This is a genomic window from Novosphingobium sp. P6W, assembly GCF_000876675.2.
In the GTDB taxonomy this organism is placed as follows: domain Bacteria; phylum Pseudomonadota; class Alphaproteobacteria; order Sphingomonadales; family Sphingomonadaceae; genus Novosphingobium.
Map to the genome: position 1 here is coordinate 2,398,214 of NZ_CP030352.1, position 23,538 is coordinate 2,421,751.

A 23,538-nucleotide genomic window follows, 5' to 3' on the forward strand; every position below is an offset into this window, starting at 1 on the left:
TGAGCGGGGGTCGGGTTACGGAAAAGCGAGGCGTTACTGCCCCTTGAACACCGGCCTGCGCTTTTCGAGGAAGGAGTTCACGCCTTCAAGGAAATCCTCGCTGCGCCCCGCCTCGCGCTGGTTCCTGCGTTCCGCCTGAAGCGCCGTCTCGAGGCTGGAATCGAGCGCATCCCAGGCCATCCGCTTGATAAGACCCAGTGAACGCGGCCCGCGCGCCAGAGCCTTCGCCAGCTTCATCGCTTCACCGTCGAGGTCCGCCTCGGGCACGACCTTGGTGGCCAGCCCCCAGTCGAGCGCGGTCTTGGCATCGACCTTCTCGCCCAGCAGCATCATCTGCATCGCGCGCACCCGGCCGACCGCCTGCGCCAGCAGGTACGTGGCGCCGCCATCAGGCACCAGGCCGACGTGGCAGAACGCGCAGAAGAAGTACGAACCCTCGGCCATCAGCACGACGTCGCCCGCCGCCGCAAGGCCGGCGCCGAAGCCTGCCGCAGCGCCGCGAATCGCGGTCACCACCGGCTGCTCCATGGTCTTGATCGCCATGATGACGGGGTTGAACGCGCGGTCCAGCTGGCCGCCGACGTCGCGCAGCGGATCGGCAAGCATGTCCTGCGCCGCGGCAAGGTTCGCGCCCGAACAGAACCCCTTGCCCTCACCCGTAAGCAGCACCGCGCGGGCTTCGCGCGATGCTTGGTCCAGCGCGTGGACCATTTCGTGGCCCATCGCTTCGGTCACGCCGTTCATGGTCTTGGGATCGTTCAGAGAAATGCGCGCGACGCCGTCCTCCAGCGAATAGAGGATGTGCTGGTACGTCATTGAAATTCCTCTCCAGTGATCGCCGGGTTTCAGGCGAGCATTCTACCGAAGCGTGTTTTCACGATCTCCTCGGCTTCGCCAACGATCCTTTCGATCAGTTCCTTGCAGGTGGGCACGTCGTGGATCAAGCCCTGCACCATCCCCGCCCAGAATATCCCTTTGTCGAGATCGCCGCTTGCGAGCAGTTCGCGTCCCACCGCTCCGGCCACCAGATGGCGGATATCCTCGAACTGTGCGTCGGGACGCGCCGAAATCTCGACCACTTCGTCAGAGACGGCGTTCTTGCCTACGCGCGCGGTATTCTTGAACTTGCGGAATATCAGGTTGGTGCCGCGCTCGTCGTTCTCAACGTATTTGGCCTTCACGTTGTCGTGGATCGGCGCTTCCTTCGTGGCGCAGAAGCGGGTGCCCATGTTGATGCCCTCCGCCCCCAGCGCCAGCGCCGCGACAAGGCCTCGCCCGTCACCGATCCCGCCGGATGCCAGCATCGGGATCTTCACCTTGTCCGCCGCCGAGGGGATCAGGATCAGCCCTGGAATATCGTCCTCGCCCGGATGACCGGCGCATTCGAAACCGTCGATCGAGATGATGTCGCAGCCGTGCTTCTCGGCCGAAAGCGCGTGGCGCACGGCGGTGCACTTGTGCAGCACGGTGATACCGTGGGGCTTCACCATTTCCCAGATTTCGCGCACCTGCTGGGTTCCGGCTGTCTCGACGATCTTCACGCCGCCGTCGATCACCGCCTGGGCATAGGCTTTGTAGTCAGGCGGCAGGATCGTCGGGAAGACGGTGATGTTCACCGCGAAGGGCTTGTCGGTCATCGACCGGCAACGCTCGATCTCGTCGCGCAGGGCCTCGGGGCTGGGCTGGGTGAGCGCGGTCAGAGTGCCGAGGCCGCCTGCATTCGACACCGCGCTCGCCAGTTCGGCGTAGCCCACGCCCTGCATGCCGCCCTGGACGATCGGATGTTCAATGCCGAGCATCTCGGTGACGCGGGTCTTGAATGCCATGGCTCTATAAACTCCCTGAAGACGCGCCCGCCGTTTGCCCGGCCAGCCATGCGACCGGGCTATGCGATGGCGCGCGGGCCTTCAAGGCGGCGATGGCCCTCCCCCGGCCAAAGCGCTTGAGCATCGCGGCAGCGAACGCGCAAAGGGCCGGCGCCGGGTCGCCAGATGCGCCCGGTCGGCTCGATACCCTCAATCACGAAAGCGGCGATGTCATCGCGAATCGCGCCCTCGCCCGCCATGCCGCGCAGGATACGCGCAACATGAGTTTGAGAGCGGCGCGGGTTTGGGTGCCCTGCCCGCGTCAGTGCCGGGCGGTTTCGCCCGGCCGACAGTCTATCAGAGCGCCGAGACGTGAAGGAAGTTGGGGACCGGGCCGTTCCAGCTGCCGTCGTCGCGGGCCACCGGCTCCGCATCGCGGCGGCGTCCGCTACGGGCGGAAGCAGGAGCAGAGACCGGAGCGCTGGGCGCAGGCCTTTCCGGCTGCACTTCGCGCCGGGGCTCCTCGGCACGCGGCTGACGGCGCGGGGTACGCGCGGGGCGATCCTCACGCTTTGGCGCTACTTCGGGCTGTTCGGCCACTTCACGCGGCTCGGCCGCTTCGGGCTTGGCAGGAGCCTCGCGCCGGGCACGCGGCTCGCGCTTGGGCTTTTCTTCGCGGGCGGGCTTTTCCTCACGGGCAGGCTTGGCTGCACGTGCGGGCTTTTCGTCATGGGCTTCGGCCGTGTCGCCAAGGCCAAGCTCATAGATCGGGATCGGGCCGCCGGTCAGCTTCTCGACATTGGCGATCGCCTCGGCGTCCTCGGGGGCGACGAAGGTGAAGGCGCGGCCCTTGGCTCCGCCGCGACCGGTGCGGCCGATGCGGTGGACGTAGTCGTCGGGGTGCCAGGGGGTGTCGAAGTTGAAGACGTGGCTCACACCCTTCACGTCGAGGCCGCGCGCGGCGACGTCGGAAGCGCAAAGGATGCTGATCTCACCGGCCTTGAACCGTTCCAGTTCCGCGTTGCGCGAAGCCTGGTCCATGTCGCCGTGGATTTCGCCGGCCGAGAAACCGTAGCTCTTCAGGCTCTTGGCCAGTTCGCGCACGGTGGTCTTACGGTTGGCGAAGACGATCGCGGTGGTGACGTTGTCCGTCTTCAGCAGTTCGCGCAGGACTTCACGCTTCTTGCGCGAAGGCACGGCGATCTTGTGCTGGACGATGCTGGTGTTGTTCGACGCCGGACGGGCGACTTCGATGTACTTGGGGTTCGTCAGGAAGCGGTCGGCCAGCTTCTTGATGACCGGCGGCATCGTTGCCGAGAACAGCAGCGTCTGGCGATTTGCCGGCAGCTTGGAGCAGATCGTCTCGATGTCGGGGATGAAGCCCATGTCGAGCATACGGTCGGCTTCGTCGATGACGAGCAGTTCGCAGCCGGTGAGCATGATCTTGCCGCGCTCGAACAGGTCCATCAGGCGGCCCGGCGTGGCGATCAGCACGTCGACACCGGCGGACAGTGCCTTCAGCTGGTCACCCATCTGCACGCCGCCGATCAGCAGCGCCATCTTGAGATCGTGGTTCTTGCCGTACTTCTCGAAGTTCTCCGCCACCTGCGCGGCGAGTTCGCGCGTCGGTTCGAGGATCAACGAGCGCGGCATCAGCGCGCGGCGGCGGCCATGACCGAGAATGTCGATCATCGGCAGCACGAAAGCGGCGGTCTTTCCGGTGCCCGTCTGCGCGATGCCGATGATGTCCTTCATCATCAGCACGGGCGGGATCGTCTGCGCCTGGATCGGAGTCGGCTCAGTATAACCCGCGGTCTCGACCGCTTGGAGCAATTCGTTCGACAGGCCGAGATCGGCAAAGCTCATAGGCGTATGGTTTTTCCGGAAAAACTTGGTCAATGGGGCGACATGCGATCAGGAGGAGCATACGCTCGTCAAGACACCTGTAGCGCGACAGTGGGCCCTTTGCGGGAAACGCCCCGAAAGTCAAGGAATTCCGGGTTTGCCGGTTTCAATACCGCGCTGACCCGCGCTCAGCGATCCTGTTCGATCAGCTCGCGGATGCGGGTGAGCTTGCAGTTCATGCCGCTGCGCGACAGCAATGTGTCGCGGTCGACGCAAAGGCGCCCGTCCGGGATGTCCTCCAGAAGGAAGCCCGAATAGAAGTCTCGCGCGCGGCACGAACGGTCCAGTTCGGCGCTGACGACGCGCCGGTCGCGCATGAACAGCAGCAGGCGATTGGCACGGTCGGGCCGCACGCTGGCTATGCCCGCGACCGGCAGGCAATTGCCGATCTTGCGCTCGGTGATCTGCGGCATACCGCCGTCGCCATCGGGCATGCCCATGAACATTTCCGGCATCGGCACGGCAGATCGCGGGGTGATGCGAATGATCATGCGCTGTTCGATGCGCACCTGCCAGGCATCCTGCGGCAGCGCATGGCTGAGCAGGCTTACCGGGAAAGGCGAATCGGAGGAGAGCCCCGGAATTTCGTACTTCGGCCAGGCATGGGCCTTTGGCGGGATATCCGCAGGCGCCTGCTCACCCTGCGCCCTGACGTCATCCGCGCGCGGCGCCACGTCGGTCGCACCCGCTGCGGGAAGCAGCAGGAGGATGGGATAGAACAGGACTGAAGCGAAATTCATTCTCGATAATGTCCCCGGACGCCGGACATGCCGACATGTCCCCCTTACCGCAAGAGCTTGAACCGCCGCTTAACTCTCCGCGCATGACTGCCTGACCGGGCGATGCATTTATGCCACTGGACGAGAAAGAGCCGCAGGAGATGAAACCCGCCGCGCCATGTGCCATATCGGCGCCATGACTGCTTCACTCGCCTCCCCCGACCCGTTTCTCGAAGACGCCCTTGCCCTGCTCGGCCCGCGCGGACTGACATGCGACCCCGACTTTGTCTCGCCCTGGCTGACCGACTGGCGCGGGCGCTTCACAGGCAAGGCCTGCGCCCTTGCCTCGCCGGCGAATGTGGAGGAACTCTCGCAGCTCGTGCGGCTTTGCGGCCAGCACGGCGTGCCGATCGTGCCGCAGGGCGGAAACTCCGGCATGTCGGGCGGCGCCACTCCCGACCAGACGGGCAAGGCCCTACTCCTCTCGCTGCGCCGGATGAACCATATCCGCGAGATCGACGCCGAAGCGGGCCGCGTCACCTGCGAGGCCGGCGTTGTCCTCCAGACCTTGCACGAAGCAGCAGAAGCACAGGACCTGCGCTTCCCGCTCACGCTGGGCGGCAAGGGGTCCGCGACGGTAGGCGGCCTCATATCCACCAACGCCGGCGGATCGCAGGTACTGCGCCACGGCTCCATGCGCGCGCTGGTGCTGGGGTTGGAGGCGGTGCTGGCCGACGGCCAGGTTTTCTCGATGCTCACCCCGCTCAAGAAGGACAACCGGGGCTTCGATCTGAAGCAGCTGCTGATCGGCTCTGAAGGCACGCTCGGCATTGTCACTGCCGCCACGCTAAGGCTGCTTCCCGCCGTGGCCGAGCGCGTAGTGATCTGGGCCGGGGTTTCCTCCCTGCCCGCAGCGCGCACGCTGCTGCTCCACTGCGAGGCGATGGAGGGCGAGGCGCTCGAAGGCTTCGAGGTGATGCCCCAGGCCAGCATCGACGCGGTGAAGGACCATATGCCCGCCGCCCGCGCCCCGCTGGAGGATCGCCATGCGTGGCATGTCCTCATCGAAGTCGTCGCCGACCGCGCCGGCGCCGCGACCTTGCGCGAACGCTGCGAGGCGATGATGGCCGATGCCTTCGAGAAGGAACTGCTGGAAGACGCCGCGATGTCCGCCAGCGAAACCCAGGCCGAAGCCTTCTGGCTGATCCGCGAGACCGTCCCCGCCGCCGAGCGCGCGCGCGGGCCCGCCGTCCAGCACGATATCTCCGTTCCGGTGGAGAAGATGCCGGCCTTCGTCGAGGTGACCGCGCCCATGCTGGAGGCGGAATTTCCCGGCACCGAGGCGATCGCCTTCGGCCATCTCGGCGACGGCAACGTTCACTACCACGTCATCGCCCCGCAAGTGACCGATGGAAAGGCGTGGAACGCGAACGAAGGCAAGGCGATCAGCCGCCGCGTCCATGATCTGGTGACGCAGTGGGGCGGCTCGATCTCGGCCGAGCACGGCATCGGCCAGCTCAAGCGCGACGAACTGGTGCGGCTGGGCGATCCGGTGGCGCTATATATGCTGCGCGCGGTCAAACAGGCGCTCGATCCGCAAGGGCTGCTTAATCCGGGAAAACTGATCTAGCGTATTCAATACAGGAATCCCCGAAACGGCGGGGAGCTGCGCTTGCGCGGCCGGAGCCTAGCCACTAAAGCCAGCGACCTCGACAGATTACCCCACCTCGCGGAGAGTATCGCAATGGCCAGCGCGCCTCAGAATCCTGCACTGCCCCTGTTCTACAAGGACCTCATTCCGCTGAATTCGCAGCAGCATGCGAACTGGAAGACCCGCGCCACCGACAAGGCCACCTGGCTTGTCGGGATCAATTCGGTGCCGCTCACGGTCGAGGAGTTCCCCCAGGCCCAGCGCAACTTCCCGATCATCTTCACCGCCGGTCCCGACCCGATCCCCCTCGTGCTGATGGGCATGAACGAGGGCGTGAACGTCTTCGTCGACGAGGACGGCATCGTGAACACGCCGATCTACATCCCTGCCTATGCGCGCCGCTACCCCTTCATGCTCGCCAAGCTGCGTAACGACGCCGACGAACTGTCGCTCTGCGTCGATCCGACCAGCGACCTGGTCGGCGAGATCGAGGAAGGCGAGGCCCTGTTCAACGACGAAGGTCAGCCGAGCGACGCCACCACCAACATGCTCAAGTTCTGCGAGAACTTCGAGATGGCCGGCACCAAGACCGCCAACTTCATGGCCGAGCTGCAGAAGCACAAGCTGCTGATGGACGGCGAGCTGAACATCGACCTCGGCAACGGCCAGCCGCCCTTCAACTATCGCGGCTTCCAGATGGTCGACGAGAACAAGCTGCGCGAAGTGCGCGGCGACGTACTGCGCACGTGGAACCAGAACGGCATGCTGCCGCTGATCTACGCGCACCTCTTCTCACTTGACCTGGTTCGGGACATCTTCGGCCGCCAGGCAGGTCAGGGCAAAGTGCCGAACATGCCGGTAAACGGCTGATTTACCACGTATAGGGCGGGTCTTATGACACTTTTGTCACAGTCCCGCCCAATTCGCTGAGCAGCGCTGATAGGTATCTGGACATTTTTCATACCTGCTGCATGACGAATCGCTTGAAGTTTGAAAGATGGGTGCGTAAGTAGGTCTTGCCCGGCCGGCGCTACCCTCATGGCCCGTTCGGGTTGGTGCACTTCGTGCACCTCCTCCCTGAACCTTGGCCACCTCGCGCATCGCGCGAGGTGGTTTTTTATTGGCCCCATCGTTTTTCGGGCCTCAGCGTTTTCAGGCCACCTCGATTATTGCAGCGGCTATTCGGCCGCCAATGGCCAGCTTGCGTTCTGACCAAGCTCGGCCACTACCGAAGCGAGGCGCCGCACCAGTCCCGCGATATCCTCTACCATCTGATCCATCCCCTGCCCCGGCTCGACCAGCGCCGAATCGAGATAGCGGCTACGATCGATCTCGATCTGCAGCGCGTGGACGCCGCCGCGCGGGTCTGCATGACGCTCCAGCACATAGCCGCCCGCGTAAGGCCGGTTGTGCGCCGCCTCGCGGCCGACCTGCGCGAAATGCGCGAAGGCAGCGGCGACCACGCTTCCGTGGCAGCTCGCACCGAATCGGTCGCCCAGCACCACTTGCGCGCCCGGTATGCCTGGACGCGAAGGAAGCGGCGGCATCGAATGCAGATCGATCAGCAGCGCCGCTCCCCAGCGCTCTCGCAGCCCTGCCAAAACGCGGGCGAGCGCAGCATGATAGGGCTCGTGAATGCCTTCGAGGCGGTCCTTCAAATCCTGGGCTCCGAAGCGCCGCCGCCATAGCTCACCCATCCCGGCCAGCCGGCGCGGAATGAGCCCCAGTCCGCTGCGCGCACGGCGGCTGGGCAGCGGCAGGCTGCCAGCGGGACGCGCATCGCGCGCGAACATTTCCCAGTCGATGTCGTCAGGCGCACGGTTGAGGTCGATCATCGCGCGCGGCGCGTGGGCCAGAAGCAGGCTCGCGCCCGTAGCCGCGGCCACCCCCTGCGCCAGCTTGTCGACGTAGCGATCCTCCAGCCGCAGGGCCACACTGCTGCCATGACGCAATTGCCGAACCAGCGATTGCGGATAGGCCCGCCCGGCATGCGGCGCTGCAATCAACACCGGAATTGCCGAGGTCTCCTTCGCGTCCAGTACATAGGCGGCAACGCCGGGAGCACCAGGAATCCACCCGCCCTGCTCCTGTTGCGACTCGCTCTCATTCGGCATATCGGTCATGGGACGACGCTGTGCGTTTCGCGCAATTTAGTCAAAGCGTCCCGCTCTCGGTCACTGCCAAATCCGGACGAGAATTTTAACCGGTGAGGCGCTATGGCGAGTCCCAGAACGACACGCGCCCCGAAGCGACGCGTCGCACCCTCGCACAAACACTACGAAACTGGACATATCGCGATGATCCGCATCCTTCTCGCCGAAGACGACGACGCCATGCGCACTTACCTGGCGCGGGCACTGCAGAATGCAGGGTACAGCGTCGTTGCGGTGGACCGGGGTACTGCAGCGATCCCGCACCTCAAGAACGACGATTTCGATCTGCTGCTCTCGGACATCGTCATGCCCGAGATGGACGGCATCGAACTCGCCCAGAAATGCGCAGAGATTTCGCCGACGACAAAGGTGATGTTCATCACCGGATTCGCCGCCGTCACCCTGCGCGCCAGCCGCGAGGCACCCCAGGCCAAGGTGCTGTCCAAGCCCTTCCACCTGCGCGACATCGTGATGGAAGTGCAGCGTATATTCGGCCTGACCGAGCACGCCACTCTTTAAGTCAAAAAATCTTCATGAAGCCCCTTGCCACGGTAATGAACCGCAGCTAGAGGGCCAGTCCTCCAGCGGGGACACTCACCGGAGACGCCGAATTGGAATGGGCGTATAGCTCAGTGGTAGAGCACTATGTTGACATCGTAGGGGTCGCAAGTTCAATCCTTGCTACGCCCACCATTCCTTGAAAACCCGCCGTGAAAACGGCGGGTTTTCTGCTTTTCGGCTCCAGCTCTTCGCAAGTACCGCCCGCTCCGGCGCAACGACCCTGCGATTAGTGACAGGCTGGACGGCTAAACCCGGCCTGTGCCGCCGATTAGTGCCCAGCACCGGCCTTGCCATGCGGGCCGACGCTGCCTAGAGACTGCCCCAATTCTCACCCCAGGGGAGTCCCTTTAGAATGGCAAAGATCAAGGTTACGAACCCCGTCGTCGAGATGGACGGCGATGAAATGACCCGCATCATCTGGCAGTGGATCCGCGAGCGTCTGATCCTCCCCTACCTCGACATCGACCTCAAGTACTACGACCTCTCGGTCGAGAAGCGTGACGAGACCGGTGACCAGATCACCATCGACGCCGCCAACGCGACCAAGGAATTCGGCGTCGCCGTCAAGTGCGCCACCATCACCCCCGACGAAGCCCGTGTTGAGGAATTCAGCCTCAAGAAGATGTGGAAGTCGCCCAACGGCACCATCCGCAACATCCTCGGCGGCGTGGTCTTCCGCGAGCCTATCGTGATCTCGAACGTGCCCCGCCTGGTTCCGGGCTGGACCGACCCGATCGTGGTCGGCCGTCACGCTTTCGGCGACCAGTACAAGGCCACCGACACCCTGATCCCCGGCCCGGGCAAGCTGCGCCTGATCTGGGACGGCGAGAACGGCGAGAAGATCGACCTCGACGTGTTCGACTTTCCGGCTCCGGGCGTCGCCATGGCGATGTACAACCTCGACGAATCGATCCGCGACTTCGCACGCGCCTCGTTCAACTACGGCCTCAACCTCGGCTGGCCGGTGTACCTGTCGACCAAGAACACCATCCTCAAGGCCTATGACGGCCGCTTCAAGGACCTGTTCCAGGAAGTGTTCGACGCCGAAGGCTTCGCCGAGAAGTTCAAGGCTGCCGGCATCGTCTACGAGCACCGCCTGATCGACGACATGGTCGCCTCGGCGCTCAAGTGGTCGGGCAAGTTCGTCTGGGCCTGCAAGAACTACGACGGCGACGTGCAGTCGGACACCGTGGCACAGGGCTTCGGCTCGCTGGGCCTGATGACCTCGGTCCTGCTCTCGCCCGACGGCAAGACCGTCGAAGCGGAAGCCGCGCACGGCACCGTGACCCGTCACTATCGCCAGCACCAGCAGGGCAAGGCGACCTCGACCAACCCGATCGCGTCGATCTTCGCCTGGACGCGCGGCCTGATCTATCGCGGCAAGTTTGACAACACGCCTGACGTGGTGCGCTTCGCCGAGACGATCGAGCGCATCTGCATCGAAACCGTCGAGAGCGGCAAGATGACCAAGGACCTCGCGCTGCTCATCGGCCCCGACCAGAGCTGGATGACCACCGAGCAGTTCTTCGAAGCCGTCGTCGAGAACCTCGACGCGGAAATGCTCAACTGGGCATGATCCCGTTTCGGCCGGTGGCATAAACCACCGGCCGACCGACACACTAAAAAGCCCGCCGACTCTGATGAGTCGGCGGGCTTTTTACTGACCTTGCTTCCTCCTCCGAACGTGTCTCGGAGAAGTAGCAGCCCTCACTCGGCCCAGGCTTCCTCGCCTTCCAGCTTGGTGCGGTGCATCATGCGCCCGCAGTCCGGATCGTAGGCCTCGGCGCGGTGCATGGTCCCGGTGTTGTCCCAGATCACCAGATCACCCACCGACCACTCGTGGCTGTAAGTGAAGTCCGGGCTGGTCGCCCATTCGCGCAGGCCGTGAATGATCCGGGCACTCTCGCCGTAATCGACGTCGATCACATGATGGCATGTGCACCCCAGCACCAGCGACTTGCGGCCCGAGGCATGCTTCCACACCAGCGGCAGCACTTTCTCGCCGATGCTCTGCATGATCTTCAGCTTCGCCAGGCTGGGCTCGGCCTCATAGTAGAACAGCGAGGCCCAGGGCCCGTGCAATACGCGCATGTCGTCATAGCGCGCCTTGTCCTCATCCGAGAGCGCGTCGTAGGCAGCGTAGGTGTTCGAGAAGCCGGTGTTCCCCGTTCCCTTGGGACTGGGCACCTTGCACGAAAGCAGCGAGGCCAGGATCGGCACTTCGTTGCGGGTGCCGTCGATGTGCCAGTAGAGCGAACCCTTGAGATATTCAGCGCTGCTGGGGTTTTCCTTCACGTCGAGCGTGATCTTGGACGGCGAACCGTCAGCATTTTCCGAGGCATATTCGCCGAGCGTCTTGGTGAAAGCGATCTGCTCCTCGTCGGAGAAGTTGATCTGCGGGAAGACCAGCACCCCGCGCGCTTCCAGTTCCTCCCGGATCAGGGCGGCGAATTCGCCGGACAGCAGCTCTTCCTTGGAATTGAGGATACGGCTGCCGATCTTCGGCTTGACGTGTTCGACCTTGAACTCAGTCGTAGTTGCGACCGACATGATGATATCTCCCGAAGTTTAGGCTGCGAGAACGCTGTTACCGCGTCTGCGCCCAAAGCTCCGCAAGCGTCAAGCGGACTGGCCCGGCAAGACCAAGTCAGCGCCGATGCGGTATGTCAGCCGGGTGCGGCGGACCGGATCAGTCTTTCGTGCCAGGTCGGTCCCCGGCGGATGCCAGCTTTTCCAGCCACATCTCGACGATACGCGTGGCCTCGGCGTGGCCGGTGCTTACGCCCAGCCCCTCCTCCATCACGATGGCCCGGCCGATCCCGGCCAGAATGAGGCTGAGGCCCGCCGCGTCGAAACCTTCGAGACGGTCGATCCGGTCGCCCAGGATGCGCTTGAAAATGTCGACCTGACGCGCCCGCATTTCCTCGCTGTGCTGCGCCATATAGTCGCGCACGGCGGGGCGGTGGTTGGCCATCGCCATGAATTCGAGCGCCATGGCGGTGCGACTGGTGTCCACGAAGAACTTCCAGAGCGCCCGCAGCGGATCTTCGGACGCCAGCGCTTCCTCGATCATCCGGTCGCTCTGCGCCGCGCCAAGCCGCGAGACTTCGACCAGCAGGTCGTCAGTGGTCGGGAAATAGTAATGCACCAGCGAGGGCTTGAGCCCGGCGTGCGCGGCCACCCGGCGGGTGCTGACCGAGGCATAGCCCTCGTCCCGGATCAACTGGTTAGTCGCCTCGACGATAAGCGCCCGCGTCGCGGACGTCTCTGCTCCGACCCTGCGCGCTGCGCCTGCCATTGTAATTCCCTTCGCGGGTCGGCCTAGGGGCGGGAGAATGCAAGATCAACCGCGAAGGACCGATTGACATTTGTTCCCTTTTTGTTCAATCTCGACTCATGGACGCAATCAAGGGCAGAGGCGCGGTTACGGGAGCGGCAAGCGCGCGCTTCAACCTTCACGCGCGCGAAGCGGACGGCGACTGGCTCGACGACGCCGAGGCCGTCGACGGCCCTGCCCGCCATCCAGCAACCACCGTGACCGAGGAACATCCGCGTTCGATTCTCTCGTTCAACAAGTCCCCCGACATACCGTTCGGCCGCTCGGTCAACGCTTATCGCGGATGTGAACACGGCTGCATTTACTGCTTCGCCCGGCCCAGCCACGCCTATCACGATCTCTCCCCCGGCCTCGATTTCGAAACAAAACTGTTCGCCAAGCCCGCCGCCGCCAGACTGCTGCGCGAAACCTTGGCCAAGCGTGGCTACAACCCCGCGCCGATCGCGATGGGCACCAATACCGACCCTTACCAGCCGATCGAAAACACCTACCGCATCACCCGCGAGGTACTCGAACTGTGCCTTGAAACGCGCCACCCGGTGACGATCACAACCAAGTCCGACCGGGTGCTGCGCGACCTCGACCTGCTGGTGGAACTGGCCCAGCGCAATCTGGTCAGCGTGGGCATTTCGGTGACCAGCCTCGATCCCAAGCTCTCGCAATTGCTGGAACCGCGCGCCTCATCCCCGGCCAAGCGCATGGCGGCGCTGGGGCGGCTGGCCGAAGCGGGCGTCCCTGCGCATGTTTCGGTTGCGCCGGTGATCCCGGCGATCACCGACAGTTTCATGGAAGCGATCCTGGAAGAATCGGCGGCGCGCGGCATCCATGCCGCGACGTGGATCATGGTCCGCCTGCCGCATGAGGTCGCGCCCCTGTTCCGCGAATGGCTGACAGCCCATTTCCCAAGCCGCGCCGACAAGGTCATGGCAACGATCCGCTCGATGCGCGGCGGACGCGACAACGATCCCGATTTCTTCACCCGCATGAAACCCAAGGGCGTCTGGGCCGAACTGTTCCGCAGCCGCTTCCGCCTCGCCGCCACGCGGCTTGGCATCACCGGGCCCGGAAACGTGCTGGACTGTGCGCAGTTTCGCCGCCCGGCGCTGGACGGTCAACTTTCGCTCCTGTGACGCTGCGCTGTTACCGCGATACCCCACGTCTGTTCGTTTGCAACCGCATCGCCGCACGCGCGTTCCGTTGGCAATGAGATAACGGACAGGAGCCCAGATATGGCCGACGAAACCTTCGAAACCGCGCGCCAGGCGGAAGCCCCCGCTACGCATACCACGATCATCCATGAAGCACCGCGCTCCAGCAGCGGGATCGGTATCATCATGGCGCTGATCCTGCTCGTCGTCGTCGTGGGCGGGATCTATCTCTTCAGCAAGACCTCAAGCGAAAGCGTCCGTGACAACGCCATCGCCGAAGCGGCGAGCGATGTCGGCAATGCCGCCACCAAGGTCGGCAATGCCGCCGAGAACGCGGTGAACACCAACAAGTAAGGTGGTGGATCAGTCCAGGCGATAATCGCGGAACTGGAGGCGCAGGTCCTTCTTGCTGATCTTGCCGGTGCCGGTGTGGGGCAACTGCGCGACGAATTCGATCGCGTCGGGCACCCACCATTTCGCAACGCGGGTCGCAAGATACGCGCGCAGCGCCTCCGCCGAAAGCGCCGCGTCCGGTTTCTTCACGACCACCAGCACCGGGCGCTCGTCCCAGCGGGGGTGGAATATCCCGATCGCTGCCGCCTCCAGCACGTCGGGATGGCCGATGGCTGCGTTTTCCAATTCGACCGAACTGATCCACTCGCCGCCCGACTTGATGAGGTCCTTGGTCCGATCGGTCAGCCGCACCGTGCCATCGGACGAGATCGCCGCGACATCGCCGGTATCGAACCAGTCGCCGGAGCCGGCAGCGTCCTCCTCTGCCTCGAAGTAGCGTTTGATCGTCCATGGGCCGCGCACTTGTAGCGGTCCGCTCGTCTCGCCGTCGTGCGCGGCTTCGAATCTGGGATCGGTCAGCGACATCACGCGCACTTCGCTGCCGTAGACCGGGCGGCCCTGGCGGCTCTTGCATTCGACCTGTTGTTCGAATGTCATGTCGTCCCATTCGGGCGGTTCGTAAGTGACAGTGGCAATGGGCGAAGTTTCGGTCATGCCCCAGGCCTGCACCACGCGTACACCGGCACGCATCAACCGCTCGACCACGCTGGATGGCACAGCCGAACCGCCCGAGAGCGCCAACCGAAACGGCGGCATCGTGCGTCCGGTTCTGTCGAGATGCTCGAACATCGCAAACCAGACGGTGGGAACGCCGCCCACATGCGTGACCTTCTCGTCCGCGATCAGATCGCACAGGACGCTCGGCTCGTTGACCTGGCTATAGACCATCTTCGCGCCTGTCGCGGCGCAGGCCCAGGGCAAGCCCCAGTTGTTGGCGTGGAACATCGGCACCACCGGCAGCACGCAGGAGCGCGGTTCGATCGCCAGGCATGCGGGTTGGATCATCGCCAGCGTGTGCAGCACGTTCGAGCGGTGCGAATAAAGCACGCCCTTGGGATCGCCGGTCGTGCCGCTGGTGTAGCACAGCATACACGGCGCCCGCTCGTCGCCGGCGCCCCATACGGCATCGCCGTCCTCTACCGCGATCCAGTCAGTGAAACTGACGGCGTGGCGGGCATCGTCGAAGCATATGTAATGCTCGATCGTGGGCCAGCGCGCGCGCATTCGCTCGACGATGCGCTGGAACTGGATGTCGTAGATCAGCACCCGGTCGCCCGCGTGGTTGACGATATATTCGAGCTGGTCGTCGAACAGGCGCGGGTTGATGGTGTGCAGCACGCAGCCAGAACCGGTGATGCCAAACCAGCTGGCGAGATGGCGCGCATGGTTCATCGCCAGAGTGGCGACACGCGCGCCCGGGTAGATATCCAGCCGCCGCAGCGCCTGCACCATGCGCAGCGCATCGAAGCGCAGGTCATGCCAGTTGGTTAGTGTCTGGGTGCCATCCGCCCATCGGCTGACGATCTCCCGCCCAGGATGAGCCCGCGCGGCGTGATCGATCAGGCCGGAGACGCGCAGTTCCCAATCCTGCATACCACCCAACATCGAAGCGCTCTCCCGTCGCGGCAATTGCGGGGACTTGTGCACTAAAAAAGCAAAAGAAATTGTAAAATAAGGACAAGACGGTGCCAAGCCGAGCCAAACGGAAAAGCCCGTTTTCGGTGATAAGCAATTCTCATTTCGGTGATCGCGAGCGCCGTACCCTTACAATGTGCAAACGGACCGGTTCATTGCATTCGCGGAGGAGAAAGCGAGGCGCGGCGTACCGCCGTCAGGCCGCCATCGGCACCTTTTCCGGCCCTCGCCGCGCGGTCAGTTCGATGCCCGAAATGCCGGCCACGCTCTGCAATTGCTCGGCAAAGTCGCCGTCCAGCGCGAAGTCGCGGCCGAGGCGCACCTTCTGCTCGCGGCCATTGCCCAAATGCAGGGTGGCGATCACCTCGCCGCTGCCCTTGGGGCCGGGGCGCATCAGCAGGGCAAGTTCCTGCACCGCCTCTACCCGATCGATATCCAGCTTCAGCAACATGCGCGCATCCGCCTTCACTTCGGCCAGAGGACGCCCGCCGCGAATGGTAACGCGCGGAGGCTCGTCCACGCTGGGCGAATCCAGTTCGACCTGAAGCAGGATGCAGGTGCCTTCCTTGGCCCACTTCACGAAGTTCTCGACCAGGCTTTCCTCAAAGCACGAGGCAGAGAAATTGCCCGACTGGTCGGAGAAGTCGGCCATGACGAAGTCCTTGCCGCGCTTGGTCTTGCGCCTCTGCACGCTCTCCACCATCGCGGCCATGACCGCGCCGGTACGTCCGCCCCCGCCGCCGCCCGCCATCAGGCTGGAGTACGTCCGCGCGCCGTTGCCGGTGGCGACCACGCGGTACTGCTCGACCGGGTGGGCGGCGAAATAGAAGCCGAAATTCTCACGCTCCTTCGCCATCTGTTCGATGCGGCTCCACGGTTCCGCGTCGACGAGGCGCAGGCCCTGCTCGGCATGGTCATCGCCGCCGAACAGCGCGGCCTGCGTGGAATTGCGTTCGCGCGAGGAGCGGTCCGCCTCCGCCAGCAGGGTGTCCGCGTTGGCGAGGACCTTGGCCCGGTTCGGCTCCAGCGCATCGAAACCGCCCGCCGCGCCGAGGCTTTCAAGCTGGCGGCGGTTCATCGATCCGGCAGGTGCGCGGCGGAACACATCATCCAGGCTGACGAAGGGGCCATTGGCTTCACGCTCTGCGACGATGGCGTCCATCGCCTTTTCGCCGACGTTGCGGATGCCTGCCAGGGCATAGCGCACCGCGTGGCTTTCGGCGGTTTCCTCGACGATGAATTCGGCTTCCGAGCGGTTGATGTCGGGCGGGGCCAGTTCGATGCCGTTGCGGCGCGCATCGTCGACGAAGATCGCCAGCTTTTCCGACTGGTGCATGTCGAAGCACATGGCCGCGGCGTAGAATTCGTGCGGATAGTGCGCCTTGAACCAGGCGGTGTGATAAGCGAGCAGCGCGTAGGCGGCGGCGTGCGACTTGTTGAAGCCGTAGCCGGCGAACTTGTCGATCAAGTCGAACAGTTCGTTGGCCTTGGCCGCCTCGATGTCGGATTCCCGCTTGCAGCCTTCGACGAAGCGCATGCGCTGGGCGTCCATTTCGGCCTGGACCTTCTTGCCCATGGCGCGGCGCAGAAGGTCGGCGTCGCCCAGCGAGTAGCCGGCCAGGATCTGCGCGGCCTGCATGACCTGTTCCTGATAAACGAAAATCCCGTACGTCTCGCCCAGGATCACCGAGAGCTTTTCGTGCGGATACTCGATCGCGGCGAGGCCGTTCTTGCGCTGTCCGAACAGCGGGATGTTGTCCATCGGACCGGGACGGTAGAGCGAGACGAGCGCGATGATGTCGCCGAAGTTGGTCGGCTTCACGGCTGACAGCGTGCGGCGCATGCCTTCCGATTCCAGCTGGAACACGCCCACGGTGTCACCGCGCTTGAGCAGTTCGTACACCGCGGGATCGTCCCAGCCCAGGGTCGCCAGGTTGATGGTGATCCCGCGCCGCTGCAGCAGTTCGCCCGCCTTGTGCAGCACCGAAAGCGTCTTGAGGCCGAGGAAGTCGAATTTGACGAGGCCCGTGTCCTCGACATATTTCATGTCGAACTGGGTCACCGGCATGTCGGAACGCGGATCGCGGTAGAGCGGCACCAATTGCGCCAGCGGACGGTCGCCGATGACGACGCCCGCCGCGTGGGTGGAGGAGTTGCGCGGCAGGCCTTCCAACTGCACCGCCAGATCGACCAGCCGCCGCACTTCGGCGTCGTTATCATATTCGCGGCGGAATTCCGGCACCGGGCCGTCCTTGGTGACGCCGTGCTGCTTTCGCCCGTTGATCGTCTCGGTCAGCGTCCAAGGGTCGGTCGGATGGTTGGGCACCATCTTGCACAAGCTGTCGACCTTGCCGTAGCCCATCTGCAGGATGCGCCCGCAATCGCGCAAAACCGCGCGGGCCTTCATCTTACCGAAAGTGATGATCTGGGCGACGTGGTCCTCGCCGTACTTGGCCTGGACGTAGCGGATGACTTCGCCGCGCCGGGTTTCGCAGAAGTCGATGTCGAAGTCAGGCATCGACACGCGTTCCGGGTTCAGGAAGCGTTCGAACAGCAGGCCCAGCTTGAGCGGGTCGAGGCCGGTGATGGTCAAGGCCCATGCCACCAGCGAACCAGCGCCCGAACCACGCCCCGGACCCACGGGAATGCCATTTTCGTTCGACCACTTGATGAAGTCGGCAACGATCAGGAAGTAGCCGGGAAAGCCCATGCCGACGATGATGCCAACCTCGAAATCGAGGCGGTCGGCGTATTCGAGGAAGTCTTCGGTGACGCCTTTTTCGCGCAAGGCTTCGTAAGCGGCGCGGCGGTCGTCGCCCTTGAGGGCCATGGCCTCGTCGAGTTCGTCGACGGTGACATCCGGCCAGTACGGCGCGAGACGCGACGCAAGGCCAAGGCGCGAATCGTCGGCGAGCATCCGCGCCTCGCCTTCGCGGTCACCGGCGAGGCTGGGCAGCAGCGGTTTGCGCTTGGGCGGTGCATAAGCGCAGCGCTGCGCAACGACGAGGGTATTGGCCAGCGCCTCGGGCAGGTCCGCGAACAGTTCCTGCATGACCGGCATCGGCTTTACCCAGCGCTCGGACGAGGAGCGCGGGCGATCTTCGGCGTCGATCTGGGTGGAGTTGGCAATGCACAGCAGCGCGTCATGCGCGGCGTGGAAGGTCTTTTCCGGGTACTGCGCCGGGTTGGAGGCGACCAGCGGGATATCGCGGCTGTAGGCGAGCGCGATCAGTTCCTCCTCGCTCTCGTCCTCCTCAGGCTCACCCGTGCGGGTGATCTCGATGTAGAGACGGTCGCCGAACAGCGATTGCAGCGTGTCGCAGTAGCTTTCCGCAGCGTCGTATTTGCCGCGCGCGAAAAGCCGCGCCAGCGCGCCTTCGTTGCCGCCGGACAGGCAAATCAACCCGTCGGTGTAGCCCCGCAGCGATTCGAGCTGGACGTGGGGGTCAAGCTCCAGCGGGCGGGCAAGGTGGGCGCGGCTGACATGGTGGCACAGGTTGAGCCATCCCGCCTCGTTCTGGGCAAGCAGGGCCAGCCAGTCGATCGGGAAATCCTGGCCTTGCACCGCCGCACCGGGCCGGGCCACGGCGAGGAAGGTGCCGACGATGGGCTGCACGCCCGCGCTCTTGGCTGCCCCTGCGAAGATCGGGGCGCCGTAAAGGCCGTTACGATCGCAGATCGCGGCGGCGGGGAACTTGCGCTCCTTGGCCAACTTGGCGATCGCCTTCGGCTCGATCGCGCCGTCCAGCATGGTGAAGCTGGAGAAGATGCGAAGCGGTACGAAGGGAGAATGAGCCATCGCCCGAATTTAGGCACTGCACCCATAGGCGATCAAGGCCGCGCCTGGGAAAAGGCGGGGGATAGCCCCGCCCGTCCCTCAATTTGGCGCGCCTTCTGCGTTTCAGCGCTTCAGGGTGAGCGGATCGCGGCCGGCGCGAGCTTCGCCATCGGCGGCGAAGTCCATGATGACGTCCTTGCCGGGGTCGTAGCGCGGCCATGCCGGCAGTGCGCCGCCGTTCGGGTCGCCCTTCTTCGCGAAGGCCACCAACGCGTCGCTCATCATCTTGCCCATGTGGTTATCCATCGCGGTGATCCCGTCCGCATATTTGACCGCCTGGGTGTCGAAAAAGAACGGAATGTCGGTGGCATGGCCCGCCCCCTGCGCCTTGGTCGAGGCAGCGACGTAGGAGAAACGATAGGCATAGACCGGCACGCCCGCCCTGGTCAGCGCTCCGGCAACGTCGCGCGCGCCCTTTATCATGACGCCGTCGGGGCCCCCCATATCGGCGCTGGTCGCGCCCACCATGACCGGCACCTTGGTGAACCGGCCCTGCGCATAGGCCTTGCGCATGTCCACCGCGATGCGGCCGTCCGCGAAGGGCGACGAGAACGGCGGGCGCGGAGAAGCGAACAGCCCCGCCATGTTCAGCCCGTCGACCACTTGCTCGGCGCTGAGCGCGCGCAGCTTGTCCAGCGCTTTGGGATCGTCCGCCGCGATGCCCTTGGTGGCGGCGAAAGCCACGCCGGTCTTCTCGGCCTCGGCCATGTCGCCCTTGCCCAGCATGTCGCCGTTGCCGCCGGACATGATGACCGCGCGGTGAAACAGGCCCTTGGCCAGGGGCGAGGTCATCAGCATGTGCACCGAGAAACCGCCCGCGCTCTCACCGGTCAGGGTAACGTTGCCGGGATCGCCGCCGAAGGCCGCGATATTGTCGTGCACCCATTTCAGCGCGGCGACCTGGTCAAGCGTGCCGTAGTTGCCCAGCAGTCCGCCATCGGCATTGCGCGCGGCGAGCTGCGGATGGGCGAAAGTGCCGAAACGGCCGATGCGGTAATTGAAGCTTACCACCATCACGCCTTTTCGGGCCAGCTCCGCGCCCGAATAGGTCGGCGGCGAGGACCCGCCGTTAACAAAGCCGCCGCCGTAGATCCACAGCACCACGGGCAGCTTGCCCTTGGCGCCTTCGGGCTTCCAGACGTTGAGGTAGAGGCAGTCCTCGGCAGGCGGGGTGCCAAGCGGCGCTGCGTCGCTGGGGAACGGTTTCTGCATGCAGTCGTGCCCATAGGCAGTAGCCGGGCGCACGTCCTGCCACGCAGCGGCAGGCTGCGGCGCCCGCCAGCGCAGTTCGCCCACTGGCGGCGCGGCGAAGGGGATGCCCTTCCAGCTGACGACGCCTTCCTCGCTGACGCCGGAGACTTTGCCGGTCTTCGTCTCGGCGATGGGGTCTTTCGCCAGCACCGGCGCGCAGGCCGCAGAGGCGAGCGCGATCAGGACAAGCGCGGAGGAGGAGAAACGCAGACGCTGCATCTTGATGGCAACTCCGAGGAAGGAAACGGAACAGCGCCGTGGATCAACCGAAACCGCCGCTGTATCAATCCCTTGCGGAACTGACGCAGGCGGAAACGCTGCCAGCGCAAGATACGCTAGAGCAGCGCCTCGATATCGCCGGTCATAGAGGCCGGCTTGTCAGTGGGCGCATAGCGGCGGACCACCTTGCCTTCGCGGTCGATGAGGAACTTTGTGAAGTTCCACTTGATCGACTTCGACCCCAGCAGTCCGGGCGCCTGCGTCTTCAGCCATTCGTAGAGCGGCGCAGTGCCCGGCCCGTTGACTTCGACCTTGCCCATCAGCGGGAACGACAAGCCGAAGTTGACCTCGCAGAACGCGGCGATCTCGTCGCTCTCGCCCGGCTCCTGCCCGCCGAACTGGTTGCACGGAAAAGCCATCACCTCGAACCCGCGCTCGCCGTACTGCTGCCAAAGCTCCTCCAGCCCGCTATACTGCGGGGTGAAGCCGCACTTGCTGGCGGTGTTGACCACCAGCACCACCTTGCCGAGGCGATCGGTAAGGCTCACCGTCTCGCCATTCGGGAGGACGGCGGTGAAATCGGCGATGGTGGCCGGACTTGGCTTCACGCCCGCGTCCATCACGCCAGCGGAAAGTCGGCGCGGCGCGACAACCTGCGAATCTCGCCGATGCGCATGGTGTGGTCGCCGTCCTTCTGGATGGCGTAATCGTCCTGGCGGTCTTCCGGCATTCCAAGGACGAAACGGATCAGTTCAGCCACCGTGCCGCGCCGGATGGTCTTGAACCGGTGGAACAGGCCGCCGCCATCCTCGCACTTGTGAAGCTCGGCGGAATCTTCCCAGCCGAAACCCTTTGCGGGCCCCGTGCCGGTGCTTGCCTGAATGGTGGAGGGGGTGTCGCTCATGGGCGCTGACCTTCTTTTCTGTTCAAACTGACACACTCGATGTGGGAACAGAAAATCCCGAGTTCAACGCTGGTTCCTCCACAATACTGCGTAGCGCTTTATGTCAGCACACCGTCATGCAAGCGGACCACGCGGTCCATTGCTGCGGCCAGCCGTTCGTTGTGGGTGGCGACAAGCGCAGCGCTGCCCTCGCCCCGCACCAGCGCGAGGAACTGGGCGAAGACCTTGTCGGCGGTCGCTTCGTCGAGGTTGCCGGTAGGTTCGTCCGCCAGCACCAGATGCGGGCGGTTAGCCAAGGCGCGCGCCACCGCGACGCGCTGCTGTTCGCCGCCGGACAGCTTGCTGGGACGGTGCTCCAGACGCTCTCCCAGGCCCAGCGCGGTGAGCAGTTCGCGTGCGCGTTCGTCGCACTCGGGCCGGGGCTTGCCGGTGATGAGCTGCGGCAACACGACATTCTCGATCGCGTTGAAATCGGGCAGCAGGTGGTGGAACTGGTAGACGAAGCCGATGTGATCGCGGCGCACGGCAGCGCGCTGGTCCTTGCCCAGCTTGCTGGCGTCGATGCCGGCAATCTCGATCCTGCCGCCGAAGCCGCCTTCCAGCAGGCCGATCGCCTGCAGCATGGTCGACTTGCCCGAGCCGGAGGGGCCTAGCAGGCCGACGATCTCGCCGGGGCGCACCGTCAGGTCGACGCCGCGCAGCACGTCGATGCGCACCCCGCCCTGCTCGAAGCTGCGGGTGACGTCGGTGAGGCGCACGACCGGCGCGGAAGTCGAAGCGGGGATGGTTTCACTCATAACGCAGCACCTGCACGGGATCGGTGCTCGCCGCCCTGTAGGCCGGGTAGAGCGTGGCAAGGAAGCTGAACACCAGCGCCATACCGCAGATCGAGACGATCTCGACAGGGTCGGAGCGCGAGGGCAGCTCGGTCAGGAAGCGGATCGAGGGGTCCCACAGGTTCTGGCCCGTGACGATCTCGACCAAATGCACGATGGGCTGGCGGAAATAGAGGAACACGAAGCCCAGCCCCAGCCCCAGCACCGTGCCCATCGCGCCGATGCAGAAGCCGGCGGTGACGAACACCTTGAGCAGCGAGCGCCGCGTGGCCCCCATCGTGCGCAGGATCGCGATATCGCGCGTCTTGGCGCGCACCAGCATGATGAGCGAGGACAGGATATTGAACACCGCCACCAGCACGATGATCGAAAGCACCACGAACATCGCGACCCGCTCCACCGCCAGCGCCTCGAACAGCGATGCGTTGATGGTCTTCCAGTCGGTGACAACGGCTCGGCCCTGTAGCTGGCGCGTCAGGGGGCCGAGGATCGTGCCGACATTGTCGGGATCGTTGGTGGTGACCTCGATAGTGCCAATCGAGTCCCCGGTCAGCAGCAGGGTCTGCGCGTCCTTCATCGGCATCACGACGAAGGCGTTGTCGTAATCATAGATGCCGATCTCGAAAATCGCGGACACGCGGTAAGCGATCTGGCGCGGCACCGTTCCGAAAGGCGTGGAACGCCCCTGCGGATTGATAATGGTGATCACGTCGCCGACTTGGGCACCAAGGTTCTGGGCCAGCTGCTTGCCGATGGCCACATTATCGCCGCCAGGCTTGAGTTCGGCCAGAGACCCGGCCTTCACCTTGTCTTGGATGCGTTCGATGTCCTCAACGGTGTTGCCGCGTACCAGGATCGCCTCGACCCGGCCGTTGAAGCTGGCGAGTAGCGGCTGCTCGATCAAAGGCGAGGCTCTGACCACGCCCTTGGTGGCGCGCACATCCTTGAGCACGCCTTCCCAGTTATCAAGCCGGCCACCGTAAGCCTGGATGATGGCATGGCCGTTGAGATTGACGATCTTGTCGAACAGTTCCGCGCGGAAACCGTTCATCACGCTCATGACGATCACCAGCGCGGCGACGCCCAGCGCCACCGCGACAAGGCTTATGCCGGCGACCAGCGCAATGAAGCGCTCGCCCTTGCCAGGCAGCATGTAGCGCTTGGCGATGGTCCATTCGAAAGGGGATAGGATCAAGAGCGCGGGGTCCGTCTGTGATCGGTA

General features: G+C 64.4%; 20 protein-coding genes and 1 tRNA gene. 7 read left to right on the forward strand and 14 right to left on the reverse strand.

Annotated features, from left to right (window positions below):
- Positions 1–33 precede the first annotated feature (33 nt).
- The 4 genes from TQ38_RS11575 to TQ38_RS11595 form a co-directional block, all read right to left on the reverse strand.
- Positions 34–816, reverse strand: a complete 783-nt coding sequence (locus TQ38_RS11575; RefSeq protein WP_043980491.1) for an enoyl-CoA hydratase-related protein — start codon at positions 814–816, stop codon at positions 34–36.
- Between the two features lie 29 nt (positions 817–845).
- The gene (locus tag TQ38_RS11580) at positions 846–1,826 is read right to left on the reverse strand and encodes a nitronate monooxygenase family protein (protein WP_043980493.1); all 981 of its coding nucleotides are present in this window, start codon (positions 1,824–1,826) and stop codon (positions 846–848) included.
- A gap of 336 nt (positions 1,827–2,162) precedes the next feature.
- A complete protein-coding gene (locus tag TQ38_RS11590) occupies positions 2,163–3,671 on the reverse strand; it encodes a DEAD/DEAH box helicase (RefSeq protein ID WP_043980497.1) in 1,509 nt (502 codons plus the stop codon).
- A 167-nt stretch (positions 3,672–3,838) separates the two neighbouring features.
- Complete coding sequence (locus TQ38_RS11595) at positions 3,839–4,450, reverse strand: hypothetical protein (protein ID WP_043980499.1); 612 nt, start codon at positions 4,448–4,450, stop codon at positions 3,839–3,841.
- Between the two features lie 175 nt (positions 4,451–4,625).
- On the opposite strand from TQ38_RS11595, the gene TQ38_RS11600 reads away from it, so the two are divergent.
- Together TQ38_RS11600 and TQ38_RS11605 are read left to right on the forward strand one after the other, a co-directional pair.
- Positions 4,626–6,059 carry an FAD-binding oxidoreductase gene (locus TQ38_RS11600; RefSeq protein WP_043980641.1) on the forward strand — a complete coding sequence of 478 codons (1,434 nt, stop codon included), beginning with the start codon at positions 4,626–4,628 and terminating at the stop codon, positions 6,057–6,059.
- A 114-nt stretch (positions 6,060–6,173) separates the two neighbouring features.
- Positions 6,174–6,950, forward strand: coding sequence for a SapC family protein (locus TQ38_RS11605; protein WP_043980501.1), 777 nt, complete (start codon positions 6,174–6,176; stop codon positions 6,948–6,950).
- 308 nt (positions 6,951–7,258) lie between these two features.
- Here TQ38_RS11605 and TQ38_RS11610 read toward each other — a convergent pair whose 3' ends face one another.
- Positions 7,259–8,203 (reverse strand): N-formylglutamate amidohydrolase, encoded by a 945-nt coding sequence (locus TQ38_RS11610; protein ID WP_043980503.1) that lies wholly within the window; start codon positions 8,201–8,203, stop codon positions 7,259–7,261.
- Between the two features lie 174 nt (positions 8,204–8,377).
- Between TQ38_RS11610 and cpdR the strand changes: the two genes are divergently transcribed.
- The 3 genes from cpdR (at position 8,378) to TQ38_RS11625 (ending at position 10,370) form a co-directional block, all read left to right on the forward strand.
- Positions 8,378–8,752 (forward strand): cell cycle two-component system response regulator CpdR, encoded by a 375-nt coding sequence (cpdR, locus tag TQ38_RS11615; protein WP_043980504.1) that lies wholly within the window; start codon positions 8,378–8,380, stop codon positions 8,750–8,752.
- A 99-nt stretch (positions 8,753–8,851) separates the two neighbouring features.
- Positions 8,852–8,926 (forward strand) — tRNA-Val (locus TQ38_RS11620).
- 220 nt (positions 8,927–9,146) lie between these two features.
- The gene (locus tag TQ38_RS11625) at positions 9,147–10,370 is read left to right on the forward strand and encodes an NADP-dependent isocitrate dehydrogenase (protein WP_043980505.1); all 1,224 of its coding nucleotides are present in this window, start codon (positions 9,147–9,149) and stop codon (positions 10,368–10,370) included.
- 131 nt (positions 10,371–10,501) lie between these two features.
- Here TQ38_RS11625 and TQ38_RS11630 read toward each other — a convergent pair whose 3' ends face one another.
- Together TQ38_RS11630 and TQ38_RS11635 are read right to left on the reverse strand one after the other, a co-directional pair.
- Positions 10,502–11,344, reverse strand: a complete 843-nt coding sequence (locus TQ38_RS11630; protein ID WP_043980506.1) for a TauD/TfdA family dioxygenase — start codon at positions 11,342–11,344, stop codon at positions 10,502–10,504.
- Positions 11,345–11,483: 139 nt separating this feature from the next.
- Positions 11,484–12,092: a TetR/AcrR family transcriptional regulator gene (locus tag TQ38_RS11635; RefSeq protein WP_043980507.1), complete on the reverse strand. Its 609-nt coding sequence runs from the start codon at positions 12,090–12,092 to the stop codon at positions 11,484–11,486.
- Between the two features lie 98 nt (positions 12,093–12,190).
- Here TQ38_RS11635 and TQ38_RS11640 point away from each other — a divergent pair, with 98 nt between their 5' ends.
- A complete protein-coding gene (locus TQ38_RS11640) occupies positions 12,191–13,261 on the forward strand; it encodes a PA0069 family radical SAM protein (protein WP_043980508.1) in 1,071 nt (356 codons plus the stop codon).
- A gap of 99 nt (positions 13,262–13,360) precedes the next feature.
- A complete protein-coding gene (locus TQ38_RS11645) occupies positions 13,361–13,633 on the forward strand; it encodes a hypothetical protein (protein ID WP_043980509.1) in 273 nt (90 codons plus the stop codon).
- A gap of 9 nt (positions 13,634–13,642) precedes the next feature.
- Here the strand turns inward: TQ38_RS11645 and TQ38_RS11650 are convergent, their stop codons facing one another.
- The 7 genes from TQ38_RS11650 to TQ38_RS11680 all read right to left on the reverse strand — a co-directional run bounded on the left by TQ38_RS11650 (position 13,643) and on the right by TQ38_RS11680 (position 23,511).
- A complete protein-coding gene (locus tag TQ38_RS11650) occupies positions 13,643–15,238 on the reverse strand; it encodes a long-chain fatty acid--CoA ligase (RefSeq protein ID WP_043980510.1) in 1,596 nt (531 codons plus the stop codon).
- Between the two features lie 226 nt (positions 15,239–15,464).
- Positions 15,465–19,067: a DNA polymerase III subunit alpha gene (gene dnaE, locus TQ38_RS11655; protein ID WP_043980512.1), complete on the reverse strand. Its 3,603-nt coding sequence runs from the start codon at positions 19,065–19,067 to the stop codon at positions 15,465–15,467.
- Positions 19,068–19,169: 102 nt separating this feature from the next.
- The gene (locus TQ38_RS11660) at positions 19,170–20,576 is read right to left on the reverse strand and encodes a carboxylesterase/lipase family protein (RefSeq protein ID WP_043980514.1); all 1,407 of its coding nucleotides are present in this window, start codon (positions 20,574–20,576) and stop codon (positions 19,170–19,172) included.
- 116 nt (positions 20,577–20,692) lie between these two features.
- Positions 20,693–21,196: a glutathione peroxidase gene (locus TQ38_RS11665; protein WP_043980516.1), complete on the reverse strand. Its 504-nt coding sequence runs from the start codon at positions 21,194–21,196 to the stop codon at positions 20,693–20,695.
- Entirely contained in the window at positions 21,196–21,480 is a 285-nt protein-coding gene (locus TQ38_RS11670; RefSeq protein WP_043980518.1) for a hypothetical protein, read from the reverse strand. The genes TQ38_RS11665 and TQ38_RS11670 overlap by 1 nt, the downstream gene beginning before the upstream one ends.
- A 98-nt stretch (positions 21,481–21,578) precedes the next feature.
- Positions 21,579–22,277 (reverse strand): ABC transporter ATP-binding protein, encoded by a 699-nt coding sequence (locus tag TQ38_RS11675; RefSeq protein ID WP_043980527.1) that lies wholly within the window; start codon positions 22,275–22,277, stop codon positions 21,579–21,581.
- The gene (locus TQ38_RS11680; protein ID WP_043980529.1) at positions 22,270–23,511 is read right to left on the reverse strand and encodes a lipoprotein-releasing ABC transporter permease subunit; all 1,242 of its coding nucleotides are present in this window, start codon (positions 23,509–23,511) and stop codon (positions 22,270–22,272) included. Before TQ38_RS11680 ends, TQ38_RS11675 begins: the two co-directional genes overlap by 8 nt.
- Between the last annotated feature and the right edge of the window lie 27 nt (positions 23,512–23,538).